We start from the raw sequence: 13,084 nt of genomic DNA on the forward strand, positions 1-13,084 counted from the left end.
AAACAGTATGCGCAAGAGTCAATAAATCTTCGAATTCAGGCGTTAACTCCTCGTTGTGACGATGATTTATTTTATGATAGGATAAGAAAGTACGCAATCAGGCATCCCTCCCTGTTGAGGTGAGGCCATTTTGTTCGGTCGAGGCTTCCCCTAGTAGTAGACCGTTGCTACTTTAATCTTCCAGGTTTTCGTTAGTTCCTTTTTCATTTCGGGTAAGAACTAACGAGATAACGTTGGAAACCACTATTTCTTTGAAGAGAGGGACTACGCTTATGTCACACATTAAAGGTATTGGCGCATCTGCAGGAATCGCAGTTGCGAAAGCATTCGTCATGGAGACACCTTCATTTGACATCCCGACAAACAAAATCGAGGACGTAGCAGCTGAGAAAGCCCGTTTCCAAGCGGCGATCGCTCAGTCGAAGACAGAACTCGAAGAAATTCGCGAGATCACACTTCGTGAACTCGGCGAAGACAAGGCAGAGATTTTCTCGGCACACTTGCTCATCGTCGAAGATCCAGAGATCGTCTCACAAGTGAACGACAAAATTGAAAGCGAACACATGAACGCTGCGAAAGCGCTCGATGAAGTCGCTCAAATGATGGTCATGATCTTTGAATCGATGGATAACGAGTACATGCGTGAACGCGCTGCCGACGTTCGTGACGTCACAAAACGCGTCATGGCGCATATCCTCGGTGTCACATTCATGACGCCTGCGTCGATTTCTGAAGAAGTCATCATCATCGCTGAAGATTTGACACCGTCTGACACGGCGCAACTCAACCGTAAATACGTCAAAGGTTTCGCGACAAACATTGGTGGACGTACGTCTCACTCAGCGATCATGTCTCGCTCACTCGAGATTCCTGCTGTCGTCGGAACAAAAGTAGCGCTCGAAGAAATCAAGAACGGCGACCTCGTCGTCATCGACGGAACAGAAGGCGACGTCTTCGTCAACCCGTCTGAAGAACTCGTCAATGAATACGTTGAAAAACGTGCTTCATTCGAAGCTTACAAAGAAGAGTTGAAACAGCTCGTCAACGAAGAGTCAGTCACAGCCGACGGCCATAAAGTCAAACTTGCGGCAAACATCGGTACACCGAACGACCTCGAAGGCGTGTTGAAAAACGGCGCTGACGCCATCGGCCTTTACCGGACCGAGTTCCTCTACATGGACTCAGAAACGTTCCCGACGGAAGAAGAGCAATATACAGCCTATAAATCAGTACTCGAAGGTATGGACGGCAAACAAGTCGTCATCCGTACGCTCGATATCGGTGGAGATAAAGAATTGTCTTACCTCGACCTTCCAAAAGAAATGAACCCGTTCCTCGGCTATCGCGCGATTCGCCTTTGCCTCGAAGAGACGGACTTGTTCCGCACACAACTTCGCGCCCTTCTCCGTGCCTCAGCGCACGGTGACCTCGCCATCATGTTCCCAATGATTGCGACACTTGAAGAGTTCCGCGCGGCGAAAGCGCTCCTTCTCGAAGAAGAAGCGAAGTTGAAAGCAGAAGGCATCGCTGTCGGTAACTACGAGACAGGGATGATGGTCGAGATTCCATCGACTGCCGTCATGGCGAAGCAATTCGCGAAAGAAGTCGACTTCTTCTCAGTCGGCACGAACGACTTGATTCAATACACGATGGCAGCGGACCGCATGAACGAGAAAGTCTCGTACTTGTACCAACCGTTCAACCCGGCCATCTTGAACCTTCTCCACAACGTCATCACAGAAGCACATAAAGCTGGCAAATGGGTCGGCATGTGTGGAGAGATGGCTGGAGAAGAGCTCGCGATTCCAATCCTTCTCGGACTTGGCCTTGACGAGTTCTCGATGTCAGCTTCAAGCGTCCTTCGCGCACGTAGCCTCGTGAAGCGTTTGACGAAGTCAGAAACAGAAGCGATCGTCAACGACGTCCTCAACATGGATACAGCTGAAGAAGTCGTGAACTTCCTCAGTGAAAAATTCGATATTAAGAAGTAACAAAAAAAGAAGTTCTCGCAGCTGCGAGAGCTTCTTTTTTGTTTACTCGGCTCCTTTATCATCCGTTCTGAAGTCGAGCGCTTCACCGGCGACGACCGTCTCTCCGAATGGGACGACGACGATTTTACCGTCTCCGTTCGTCCAAATGATCGGCGTGATGAGCGATGGGACTTTGTCACGAATCAAATTGAGGTCAACGTCGAGCAAGACATCCCCCGCTTCGACGCGGTCGCCTTCTTTCACTTTGGCGACGAAACCTTCGCCTTTCAGATTGACCGTATCGAGTCCGACATGGATAAGAATCTCGCGTCCATCGTCCGCAAGTAGACCGATCGCATGTTTCGTCGGGAAGAACGTCGTGATTTGTCCCGTGACCGGCGCAACGACTTGTCCTGAACTCGGTTCGATGGCAAACCCTTCACCCATCATGCGGCCCGAGAAGACTTGGTCCGGAACGTCATCGAGTGACAAGATGACACCCGACATCGGGGCGAGGAAGCGATGATCGGCATGTTCGGCCGCTTCTGGTGTGATGACGGCTTTTTCTTTCGGTTTGTATTCGCCGCCCTCGATGATGGTCGCGATTTGCGATTTGAGCGTATCCGATTTCGGTCCGAAGATGGCTTGAATATTATCTCCGACTTCGAGTACTCCGGCCGCTCCCAAATCTTTGAGCAAGTCTTTATCGACTTGTTTCACATCGTTCACGGTGACGCGAAGACGCGTGATACAGGCGTCGAGGTGTTTGACGTTTTCAGGTCCGTCGAGACCGACGAGCACTTCGTACGGTAAATCGTCTCCGACGACGGCACGGGCGCCTTTGCCTTCGGCGACGGTTTCACGTCCCGGCACTTTCAAGTCGAACTTCGTAATGGCGAAGCGGAACCCGAAGTAATAAATGACCGCGAAGACGAGGCCGACTGGAATGACGAGCCACCAGGCTGTCCGGTTCGGCAACACTCCGAACAATAGATAGTCGATGAGTCCGCCCGAGAACGTCATCCCGATTTTTACGTTAAGCAAGTGCATGGTCATAAAGGATAGTCCAGCAAAGACGGCGTGAATACCAAAGAGTAGAGGTGCAACGAAGACGAACGAGAATTCGACCGGCTCGGTGATTCCCGTTAAGAATGAGGTGAGGGCTGCTGAGAAGTAAAGTCCTTCGACGTCTTTGCGACGCTCTTTCGGGACCGTGTGGAACATGGCGAGACAAGCGGCAGGCAATCCGAACATCATGAACGGGAACTTCCCGGTCATATACGTACCGGCCGTAAACTCGACTCCATCACGTAATTGTGCGAAGAAGATCCGTTGGTCCCCTTGGACGAGGTCTCCCGCCTGGTTCGTATATTCCCCGAACTGGAACCAAAACGGAGAGTACCAGATGTGGTGCAGACCGAACGGGATCAAGGAACGCTCGACCAAACCGAAGACGAAGGCGGAGACCGCGACGTTCGCTTCAATGATCGTGCTCGAGAACGTGTTGATCGCTGAACCGATTGGCGGCCAAATGTAGGCGAGCGCAATCCCGATCACCAAGCTGAACGCGGCGGTCGCGATCGGCACGAACCGTTTCCCTGCAAAGAACCCTAAGAAATCCGGCAACTTGATGTTGAAGTACTTGTTGTACGCGAATGCGGCAATGAGACCTGCGATAATACCCCCGAATACCCCCATTTGGAGCGTCGGGATCCCGAGTACCGTGGCATAGGCCGGGTCTCCCTGGGCGATTTCCGCGGTAATACCGTTCCACGTGCTGATAACCTTGTTCATAATCAAATAACCAACGATAGCTGCTAACCCGGCAACACCGTCCCCGTTGGCTAGCCCGATGGCGACACCGACGGCGAACAATAGACCTAGATTGGCAAACACGATATCCCCAGCATCTGTCATAACTTGCCAGACGAGGACGAGTGAATCGTTTGCCAAGAAAGGCAAGAGCGAAACGAGATCAGGGTTTTGGAACGCGGTACCAAATGCGAGTAATAGACCGGCTGCCGGTAGAATCGCAACCGGAAGCATAAGTGCCTTCCCGATTCGTTGCAAAACACCAAACACTTTCTTCCACATCATGGTTCCCTCTTTTTGTCAGAATACTTACTTTTCCCCATCTGCCAGTAAGCTGAAACCGTTTCACCCATACAAAAAAAGCCAATCCATAATGGATTGGCTTATAGCTTCATTCAGTTTGCTTTCTTTTCGTTACCTGAAGCGATGACCGCTTGCATTTCTGATTTCAATGCATCCGAACGTGGTCCGAAGATGGCTTGAACGTTGTTACCGACTTCAAGGACACCAGCTGCCCCGAGGCGTTTCAACTCTTCTTTGTTGACTTGGCTCTTATCTTTTACTTCGACGCGGAGACGTGTGATACATGCGTCAAGGTGTTTGATGTTTTGTGAACCACCGAAACCAACGAGGATATCTTGTGCAAGTTCCGAACCTGTAGCAGTTGATTGCTCAACGACTTCATCTTCACGGCCCGGTGTTTTAAGGTTGAACTTACGGATAACGAAGCGGAATCCGAAGTAGTAAACGACTGCGAACACGAGACCGACTGGAATGACGAGCCACCAGTCTGTACGGTTAGGAAGTACACCGAAGAGAAGGTAGTCGATCAAACCGCCCGAGAACGTCATCCCGATTTTGACGTTCAAGATGTGCATGACCATGAACGAAAGGCCAGCGAAGACTGCGTGTACTGCGAACAAGAGTGGAGCAACGAACAAGAATGAGAACTCGATCGGCTCAGTGATACCAGTCAAGAACGATGTAAGTGCTGCCGAAGCCAAGAGACCACCGACGACTGCTTTACGTTCAGGACGTGCTTCGTGGTACATTGCGAGTGCTGCTGCTGGAAGACCGAACATCATGAACGGGTACTTACCAGTCATGAATGTACCGGCTGTGAGCTCAGCGCCATCACGAATTTGTGCGAAGAAGATCGCTTGGTCACCACGAACGATGTTACCCGCTGCATCCGTGTACGAGCCGAACTCGAACCAGAATGGTGAGTAGAAGATGTGGTGAAGACCGAATGGAATCAATGAACGTTCAATCAAACCGAAGATGAATGCCGCGAATGTGCGGTTTTCAGTCAACATGAAGTTTGAGAACGTGTTCAAGCCGTGCTGAACTGGTGGCCAGATGAGAAGCATGACGAAACCAGCGACAACTGCCAATACTGCAGTAACGATTGGGACGAAACGCTTACCAGCGAAGAAGCCAAGGAATTGCGGCAATTCGATGTTGAAGTACTTATTATATGCCCAGGCGGCTATCAGACCAACGATAATCCCCCCGAATACCCCAGTTTGGAGCGTTGGAATCCCGAGTACTGATGCGTAAGCCGGATCACCTTGTGCGATGATTTCAGGTGTGAGTTCGAGCCAAACACCCATAACTTTGTTCATGATGAGGAATCCGACGATGGCTGCAAGTCCGGCAACGCCGTCCCCTGCTAAACCGATTGCGACACCGACTGCGAATAAGAGTGCTAAGTTCGAGAAGATAATGCCACCCGCTTGCTCCATGAGCTGAGCGAATTTCACAATGCCTTCGTTCGTTAACCAACCAGCGCGTGATGTAAGGGCCGGGTTTTGCATCGCGTTACCGAATGCAAGAAGAAGACCGGCTGCCGGCAAGATCGCTACAGGAAGCATAAGTGCTTTACCGACTTTTTGAAGAACACCAAAGATCTGCTTAAACATGATAAATCCTCCTTTTGTGATTGTTTCGTGCGGAAAGACGACTGTAGATGTCAGACAACCGACGTATCTAAACGTTTTCATAATAAACGTTTATAAAAACAGAAACAGGCATGAATAAGGTATAGAACGTAGACCTCTCCTAATGGAGACATCATTGCGTTCCACTCCTTACTCATGCCTGATCGAATCAGTAACACGTAAGATACGTGGTATCAGTTATCTACTTGTTAGGCGCTGGAGATGCATCGTCAAATATGTCGCTTCACCTCGCGGGACAGGACGCTTTAATTCGCGTTCCATGATGCCCATCAGCTCCCAAGCAGTACTATAGCATAGCGGATATTCTTCGCGCAATACCTTTTCAATTTTTTGTGGGGCCTCCACCATCTCACCCGTCGCAACCCGCTCAACGGCGTACCTTAAGTGCCGAAGTAAGCGCTTATAATCGAGTGAACTCCGGTCCATTTTGACGTTCAAACGACTCTCAATCGTCTGAACGATTTGCCCGATGATTTGGTTGTGCCGGTTGACATCGAGGACGTTTTTAAACGTCGTCGCCGAATGGATATGGAGCGCGATAAATCCGATCTCCGCATCGGGCAACAGCACGTCGAGCCGCTCGTGAATCATATCGACGATTCGTTCAGCCAAGGCGTATTCATTCGGATAGAGCGATTCGGTCTCGAGCAAGAACGGATTTGTCACTTCCATCCCTTGTTCGATTCGCTTCATCGTGAAGAACAAGTGGTCGGTCAAACCGATATGGATATGTTGATCGACTTTTTTACCTGTGTTGTTCTCGATAAACCCGACGATTTCTTGCATGAAGGCAATAAAGTCTTCATCGACGTGTTTGACGAGCTCACGGTATTGAGATTGTTCTTCTTTGTCTGTCAGTTGATACACTTTCTCCGGGACACTGGCCGGGTCGACGAGATCGCCCGCTTTCTTGCCGAAGCCAATCCCTTTCCCGAGTAGAATGACTTCCGGTTCCGGATCATGTTGGCAAATGACAACGCTATTATTCAACACTTTCTTGATCGTATACATCGGTAATGTCATTCTCATCGCATCCCTTACTAATTAAATCGTTATCTTATCTAGTATATCGGTTCGCCTTCTAAAAAAGTAGGCAGAAAACAAAAAAGACGAACATTTCTGCCGTCTTTAAAACATTGAGTAACCACTCTTACGCAAGTAGCGGATCGTGACGCCGGCCAAAATCGCACCGAGCAGTCCGAAACCAAGCATGAACACATCCAAAAACTGAAGTCCGAGCACCCGTTCGTAAACGTTGGCGAGCGCGGTCGATGTCTCCGTGATGTAACTCGAGAGCTTGACGTTATCAATCATCATAATGACGAAAATCGGATAGATGAACACGAGCGTCCATGTTTTTTTAAGTAGCATGTTCAAAATGAAGCCGATGCTGAAGAAGATGACCAAATAAAGAATCGCCCCAATGACAGCCTGGATGATATGCATGCGATTGCCCCCTTTTCCCGTTGTCTATTATACCGAATCGCCCTCTCTTAGGTCAAAGGTGAACCATGAGGCGTCATCAAAAAAGTAGCCCGTTCGGATGAGCGGGCTACTTGGTCATATTGCTTAGAATTTACCTTTTTTGAGGACGAGACCGTACTTCTTCAATTCGATGAAGTGTTTGTTGTCGATCACTTTCTTCATGAATGAAGCGTTGCGACCGAAGATCTTTTTGCCCATGACGATGCCGATGCCGTCGTTATGGCCAAGTGAAGCGACTGTCCCTTTGCTCTCATACGTGAATTTCGAAGTCGATTTTCCGTTGATGAGCGCCGCGATGTTTTTCGCTACGTTGTGCGCTTGTTGCGTCGCGATTTGAGCAGTCGGCGGGTATGGACGGTTTGAGACCGGATCCATGACAGCCGAGCAGTCACCGATGATGAAGACGTTGTCGTGACCAGGGGCACGGTTGTCCGCCTCGACCATGACACGGTTACGGACCGCTTCAAAACCAGATTTCTCGATGATCGGGCTACCGCTCACGCCACCTGTCCAAAGGATCGTGTTCGCTGCGATCGTCTCCGTCGTGTCGCCTTGAAGCGGACCGAACGTGACGACGCCAGGCTCAACGCCTTTGATGCCGTTGCCGAGTTTCATCTCGACACCGTTACGCTCGAGCCATTTCTGTGCATACGTCGTAAGTTCTGGGTCGAAACCAGGAAGGACGGTCGGAGCCGCCTCGATGTTCACGATACGAACCGCTTCACGTGGCACGTCATACTGCTTGCAAAGCTCAGGGACACGGTTGACGAGCTCACCGAGGAACTCGATACCTGTGAAACCTGCACCGCCGACGACGATTGTCACGTACGAGCGGTCAGCCGACCCGTTCGTCTTGTATTGTGCGAATGAGTATTCGATATGTTCTTTGATTTTACGGACGCTGTTCAATGAACTGATTGTCATCGCGTTCTCTTTGAGGCCTGGGATTCCGAATGTTTCTGGAATGCCGCCGAGTGCGAACACGACATAATCATATTCAACAGTCGAGCCGTCTGCGAGGAGTACTTGTTTAGCCGTAGTATCGACGCGATCGACGATCCCTTTGACAAATTTCACGCGTGACGGGTTCACAACGTCGTTGATGTAGATACGAGCTTGCTCCGGTTTCATCGTTCCGGCCGCTGGTTCATGGAGCCACGTCGTCTGGTAATGGTAATCATGCTTGTTGATGAGCGTGATGTTCGCGTCGCCAGCTGAGAGCGTCTTCTGGAGGTTCACCGCTGTGATGAGTCCACCGAAACCTGCGCCAAGAATAACAATGTTAGGTCGTTTCATGTTCATTTCCACCTTGTTTTGATAGTTTTGTTTTCTTGAACAATCACGTTGTGTGTTTTTTCACATGAATGTTCACAATAAAGCCTAAACCTTGTTCAACCAATGTTCACAATTGCTTCTCGTTCATTGTACGCTGTTTATTTCGTTTTCTCAATGGAAAAGCTTATCTTCTTGAATTTTTTTTGAATGTATAGGATGTTTGTACAGAATGGATTTAATTCACGATTGTCACTATAATGGATGTATACGTTTTGAGGAGGAATTCGATGAAATCGACGAAAGATGTGATCATCATCGGTGGCGGCCCGGTCGGACTGTTCACCGCATTTTATGCAGGTATGCGCCAACTCGATACGGCGTTGATTGAAAGTTTGCCGCAGCTCGGCGGACAATTATCGACACTGTATCCAGAAAAATATATTTACGACATCGCCGGTTTCCCGAAAGTGAAAGCCCAAGATTTGATTGACCAATTAAAAGCCCAAGCCGATCAGTTCGAGCAGGACTATCGCTTCGGGGAGACGGTCGAGACGGTCGAACGTCTTGAAGACGGCACGTTCCAGATTACGACGAACAAGGATGAGTACCATACGAAAGCCATCATCATCACGGCCGGGAACGGGGCATTCGCCGCACGACCGCTCGGCATCGATGGTTGCGAAGATTATGCCAACCTTCATTACTTCGTCGACAACATGGAGAAGTTCCGCGACCGCCGCGTCATGATCGCTGGCGGCGGCGACTCTGCCGTCGACTGGGCGCTCATGCTTGAAGGCATCGCCAAGGAAGTCCATATCGTTCACCGCCGTGACCGTTTCCGTGCCCACGAGCATACGGTCGAGCAAATGAAGGCCTCGACGATCAACGTGTGGACGCCATATAACATTGAGTCACTTTCAGGTGAGACACACATCGAGTCGGTCGAATTGACGGACAAAGACGGCGAATCGAAATTCGTCGAAATCGACGACCTCATCTGTAACTACGGTTTCGTCTCATCGCTCGGCCCAATCAAAAACTGGGGCATGGAGTTCGAGAAGAACACGATCCGCGTCGACTCACGCATGGAGACGACGGTCGCCGGCATCTTCGCCTGTGGTGACATCGCGACTTATGAAGGAAAAGTGAAATTGATTGCGACAGGCTTCGGTGAAGCCCCGATCGCCATCAACCAAGTGAAGCAGCTCGTCGACCCGACAGCGCGTCACCCACAACATTCGACTTCGGTATTTGCCGGGAAATAACGATGTGGCCCTCATCGCGATGATGAGGGCCATTTTTCATTTGCGGATTGTTTGTACAATGACCCGGTCGAGCCAGTCGTCGAGTTGGGTGAAGACGAACCCGGCCTTTTTCGCCTCGGCAATCGACATATAATAGTCGACGTCCGTATCGTACGGCGACGACTCGCCATCTTTGATGATCTGGACCGGTTTATTTAAGTGATGGCCGATCCGTTCCATGAGTGCCCCGAGCGAGATGACCCCTTCACTCGCCGCGTTGAACGGTCCGGTCACGTTCGCCCGACCGACCCATTCTAGAAAGGCTGCCGCCTCAAAGCTTGAGATGAACCCCATCTTCGCTTCCGGGTGATGCAGTACGATCGGCTCTTCCCGTCGGACGGCGTCGATATAAAACTTGAGACGGTCTGTATAGTCGTCGGGTCCGAGCACGATTGGCAAGCGGACCGTCGCGACCGGGAACGAGGCGCGATGGAAGAAATAAGATTCAGCCTCTCGCTTCCCTTGCCCGTAATCATGTTCGGATTCGAGATGATAGTCATGATGGAGCGGATTGAAATCACTTTCTTTCAACTCGGCGCCTGGCGCATAAACCGACATCGTCGACGTGAGCACATATTTACCGACTTGGTCCATGAAAGCGTCCGAGGCGATCTTTGCCTGGTACGGGTTAAAGCAAATATTGTCATAGACGAGGTCGTAATGGTCGCGTGACAAATCTTTCATCGTCGCCACCGACTGTCGGTCCCCTCTGATCGACCGGATGCCCTCCGCCTCGGGTACTTGCAGTTGTCCACGCGTCACAATCGTCACATCGTCACCGGCCTCCGCCAACCGAAGCGCCAACCGCTTTCCAAAATAGCGTGAGCCACCAAAAATCAATACTTTTCTCATCGTCCCTGCCCCTCCTACATGAAATGACATCTCTTTTCATTTTCCCTTGCATCCTCTCGACTAATCTTCCACATCCTTGAATATTTTTGTTATTCTTATATATATAGAGAAGAAAGAGGCGAGACGCATGCATCAGATCACATTAGAAAAAGGATGGTCGTGTGAATTACCGACACAATATGCCATTTACCAAAGCTTATCGGACTTCAGCCGTTACTCGGTCCTTGACCAAGAGGAAGAGAGCGTCTGTTCGTTCCGCATCACGAACGACACGTGTAAAATCACAGCGTTTCGTCCTTGGCAACATCAAATCGAGTTAGACGCGGCTTCGAAACTCATTCGATTAATTCTGATTGAAGAGACAGACTGAATACAAAAAAGGCCAATCATGAGACATGATTGGCCTTTCGTTTAGCAATCCCCAGGTGTCCCGGCGTTCGATGCCGTCCGGAAACTCGAGCCGCAACCGCACGTGGCGATGGCGTTCGGATTTTTAATCGTGAAGCCGCCTCCGAGCATCGACTGCTTATAGTCAATCTCGAGACCGTCGACGACCCCGTGATCGGCTTCCGCGACGATGACACGGACACCATAGTGGTCAAACTGAACGTCCTTGTCTGTCTTATCCTCATCAAACCCCATCCCGTAAGACAGGCCGGTACACCCGCCTCCTTGCACTTTAATCCGCAAGTACTGGTCGTCGGGGCGTTCGGTCTGTTTCATCATATCGATGACTTGTAATGCGGCTGATTCTGTCAAATGAATCATCTGAACTCCTCCTTCGTTATCTTAACTTCAAGTCAACTGACTTGAGATTTTGTGAAATATCTTGTATAACTAAACTGTAACAAAAAAAATTAAATCGTTCCATCTTCGGGGCAGGGTGAAATTCCCGACCGGCGGTATTGAAGACTAGTTCTTCTCAGCCCGTGAGCGAGCAAGGCGTTGCTTGCTGATTTCGTGAGATTCGAAAGCCGACAGTAAAGTCTGGATGGGAGAAGATGGCGGCATCCGACCGATATCCGGATGTTTTCTTCGGCGTGGTCTAAACACCGACGAGAACATCTATTTCGTATGCGCGTAAACTCTCCCGATTGTTTGATACAATCGGGTTTTTCTATGCGACGGGTGCCATTCATCAAGGAGCGACAAAAGGAGAGATTTTGATGAAAACAACGCGCAACAAACGATTGACAACACTGGTGACGCTATCGATGCTCGGGGCCATTTCTTTTGTCCTCATGCTCTTTAACTTCCCGCTGCCTTTCCTACCACCGTTCCTAAAAGTGGATTTCAGTGACATTCCCGCGCTCGTCGCCGGGATCGTGTTCTCCCCACTCGCAGGCGTCGTGGTCGTCGCTCTAAAAAATGTCCTCTACTATGTCTTCAACGGTGGCGGCGTTCCGGTCGGCGAAGTCGCAAACTTCTTTGCAGGTGTCGCCTTCATGTATCCGGTCGCATGGTTCTACCATAAACGTAAAACGAATAAAGCGCTCGCTTCAGGCCTCGTGGCCGGTACGATCACGATGGCACTCAGCTTGGCGATCTTGAACTATTTGCTCATCTTACCAGCCTACGCGTTCTTCTTTGGCATGACCGAGATGGCACAACCGGCTGTCAAAACGGACCTCGTCCTATACGGTATCTTGCCGTTCAACCTCATTAAAGCGTTGTTGATCAGCGCCTTGTTCGTCCCACTCTTCCTCAAATTGAAGCCGTGGATCGAACGCCAGCGCATGCAACTTCAAGCTTAAACGTAAAGCACCTGGACATCAGTCTAGGTGCTTTTTGTATAGGTACGCTATGCTAATGAGAGAATAGAAGGAGATGGATTGAACACGACTGAAGATGTGACCCATTTTTTAGAGACTGATGTGGAACTGATGCGTCTGTTGACAATCGTCGCTTCGCTCGGTTTACCCGATTGGTGGATTTGTGCCGGATACGTGCGGGCAAAAATATGGGATGACGCGCACGGCTACGAAGTACCGACGCCGACCGAGGACGTCGATGTCATCTACTTTGACCGATCTCACATCGACGAGGCGATTGAAAAACAGTATGAGGCACAACTGCACGACCTGTTACCGAACGTCCCTTGGTCGGTCAAAAACCAGGCCCGCATGCATCTGGTCAATCAATTGCCACCGTATCAATCTGCGGTCGACGCCTTGGCCCATTTCCCTGAGACGGTCACGGCCATCGGTGTCAGTCTTGATGCGGGCGGACGCTTGAAGCTGGCCGCCCCTTACGGTATCGACGACATAGTCGAACTAAAGTTACGACCGACCCCGGCCTTTGCGAACGACGCTTCACACCATCATATTTATCGAGCCCGGATCAATAAAAAGAATTGGCAAGCCACTTGGCCGAGACTCCAAGAAGTGGATATACCTCGTCAGGGATGATAAACACTAGTGAAACC

Annotated in this window: 10 protein-coding genes, 2 pseudogenes and 1 riboswitch; of the genes and pseudogenes, 5 read left to right on the forward strand and 7 right to left on the reverse strand. The window is 50.2% G+C overall.

The features are described 5' to 3' along the window. Positions 1-272: 272 nt before the first annotated feature. Positions 273-1,991, forward strand: a complete 1,719-nt coding sequence (gene ptsP, locus KNP02_RS01425) for a phosphoenolpyruvate--protein phosphotransferase (RefSeq protein WP_034778360.1) — start codon at positions 273-275, stop codon at positions 1,989-1,991. Positions 1,992-2,126: 135 nt separating this feature from the next. Here ptsP and ptsG (KNP02_RS01430) read toward each other — a convergent pair. From ptsG (KNP02_RS01430) to KNP02_RS01450, 5 genes and pseudogenes are all read right to left on the reverse strand, one after another. Next, a pseudogene (gene ptsG / locus KNP02_RS01430) lies at positions 2,127-4,064 on the reverse strand (glucose-specific PTS transporter subunit IIBC); the annotation flags it as partial. A gap of 140 nt (positions 4,065-4,204) precedes the next feature. After that, positions 4,205-5,704: pseudogene (gene ptsG, locus KNP02_RS01435) on the reverse strand (glucose-specific PTS transporter subunit IIBC); the annotation flags it as partial. A 216-nt stretch (positions 5,705-5,920) separates the two neighbouring features. Next, complete coding sequence (glcT, locus tag KNP02_RS01440) at positions 5,921-6,766, reverse strand: glucose PTS transporter transcription antiterminator GlcT (RefSeq protein WP_214706654.1); 846 nt, start codon at positions 6,764-6,766, stop codon at positions 5,921-5,923. A gap of 105 nt (positions 6,767-6,871) precedes the next feature. Further along, positions 6,872-7,189, reverse strand: a complete 318-nt coding sequence (locus KNP02_RS01445; RefSeq protein ID WP_021065526.1) for a YuiB family protein — start codon at positions 7,187-7,189, stop codon at positions 6,872-6,874. A 123-nt stretch (positions 7,190-7,312) separates the two neighbouring features. After that, positions 7,313-8,524: an NAD(P)/FAD-dependent oxidoreductase gene (locus tag KNP02_RS01450; RefSeq protein ID WP_214706576.1), complete on the reverse strand. Its 1,212-nt coding sequence runs from the start codon at positions 8,522-8,524 to the stop codon at positions 7,313-7,315. A gap of 266 nt (positions 8,525-8,790) precedes the next feature. Between KNP02_RS01450 and KNP02_RS01455 the strand changes: the two genes are divergently transcribed. Next, positions 8,791-9,768, forward strand: coding sequence for an NAD(P)/FAD-dependent oxidoreductase (locus KNP02_RS01455; RefSeq protein WP_214706579.1), 978 nt, complete (start codon positions 8,791-8,793; stop codon positions 9,766-9,768). Between the two features lie 36 nt (positions 9,769-9,804). On the opposite strand, the gene KNP02_RS01460 is transcribed toward KNP02_RS01455, so the two are convergent. Further along, positions 9,805-10,659, reverse strand: a complete 855-nt coding sequence (locus KNP02_RS01460; RefSeq protein ID WP_214706587.1) for an NAD-dependent epimerase/dehydratase family protein — start codon at positions 10,657-10,659, stop codon at positions 9,805-9,807. Positions 10,660-10,786: 127 nt separating this feature from the next. On the opposite strand from KNP02_RS01460, the gene KNP02_RS01465 reads away from it, so the two are divergent. Beyond that, positions 10,787-11,029 (forward strand): hypothetical protein, encoded by a 243-nt coding sequence (locus tag KNP02_RS01465; protein WP_029595120.1) that lies wholly within the window; start codon positions 10,787-10,789, stop codon positions 11,027-11,029. A gap of 41 nt (positions 11,030-11,070) precedes the next feature. Here the strand turns inward: KNP02_RS01465 and KNP02_RS01470 are convergent, their stop codons facing one another. Then, positions 11,071-11,427, reverse strand: coding sequence for a HesB/IscA family protein (locus KNP02_RS01470; RefSeq protein WP_029595119.1), 357 nt, complete (start codon positions 11,425-11,427; stop codon positions 11,071-11,073). Between the two features lie 97 nt (positions 11,428-11,524). Continuing rightward, positions 11,525-11,666, forward strand: a riboswitch (FMN riboswitch). 159 nt (positions 11,667-11,825) lie between these two features. Here KNP02_RS01470 and KNP02_RS01475 point away from each other — a divergent pair. Both KNP02_RS01475 and KNP02_RS01480 read left to right on the forward strand, forming a co-directional pair. After that, the gene (locus KNP02_RS01475; protein ID WP_031199812.1) at positions 11,826-12,413 is read left to right on the forward strand and encodes an ECF transporter S component; all 588 of its coding nucleotides are present in this window, start codon (positions 11,826-11,828) and stop codon (positions 12,411-12,413) included. A 129-nt stretch (positions 12,414-12,542) separates the two neighbouring features. After that, positions 12,543-13,067: a nucleotidyltransferase family protein gene (locus KNP02_RS01480; protein ID WP_214706661.1), complete on the forward strand. Its 525-nt coding sequence runs from the start codon at positions 12,543-12,545 to the stop codon at positions 13,065-13,067. The last annotated feature ends 17 nt before the right edge of the window (positions 13,068-13,084 follow it).

Source organism: Exiguobacterium sp. s40 (assembly GCF_018617905.1).
GTDB lineage: Bacteria > Bacillota > Bacilli > Exiguobacteriales > Exiguobacteriaceae > Exiguobacterium > Exiguobacterium mexicanum_A.

Excerpts from the sequence above, each read along its gene's own strand:
- ptsP (WP_034778360.1), top strand. The coding sequence starts at position 273 with ATGTCACACATTAAAGGTATTGGCGCATCTGCAGGAATCGCAGTTGCG.
- glcT (WP_214706654.1), bottom strand. The coding sequence starts at position 6,766 with ATGACATTACCGATGTATACGATCAAGAAAGTGTTGAATAATAGCGTT.
- KNP02_RS01445 (WP_021065526.1), bottom strand. The coding sequence starts at position 7,189 with ATGCATATCATCCAGGCTGTCATTGGGGCGATTCTTTATTTGGTCATC.
- KNP02_RS01450 (WP_214706576.1), bottom strand. The coding sequence starts at position 8,524 with ATGAAACGACCTAACATTGTTATTCTTGGCGCAGGTTTCGGTGGACTC.
- KNP02_RS01455 (WP_214706579.1), top strand. The coding sequence starts at position 8,791 with ATGAAATCGACGAAAGATGTGATCATCATCGGTGGCGGCCCGGTCGGA.
- KNP02_RS01460 (WP_214706587.1), bottom strand. The coding sequence starts at position 10,659 with ATGAGAAAAGTATTGATTTTTGGTGGCTCACGCTATTTTGGAAAGCGG.
- KNP02_RS01465 (WP_029595120.1), top strand. The coding sequence starts at position 10,787 with ATGCATCAGATCACATTAGAAAAAGGATGGTCGTGTGAATTACCGACA.
- KNP02_RS01470 (WP_029595119.1), bottom strand. The coding sequence starts at position 11,427 with ATGATTCATTTGACAGAATCAGCCGCATTACAAGTCATCGATATGATG.
- KNP02_RS01475 (WP_031199812.1), top strand. The coding sequence starts at position 11,826 with ATGAAAACAACGCGCAACAAACGATTGACAACACTGGTGACGCTATCG.
- KNP02_RS01480 (WP_214706661.1), top strand. The coding sequence starts at position 12,543 with ATGCGTCTGTTGACAATCGTCGCTTCGCTCGGTTTACCCGATTGGTGG.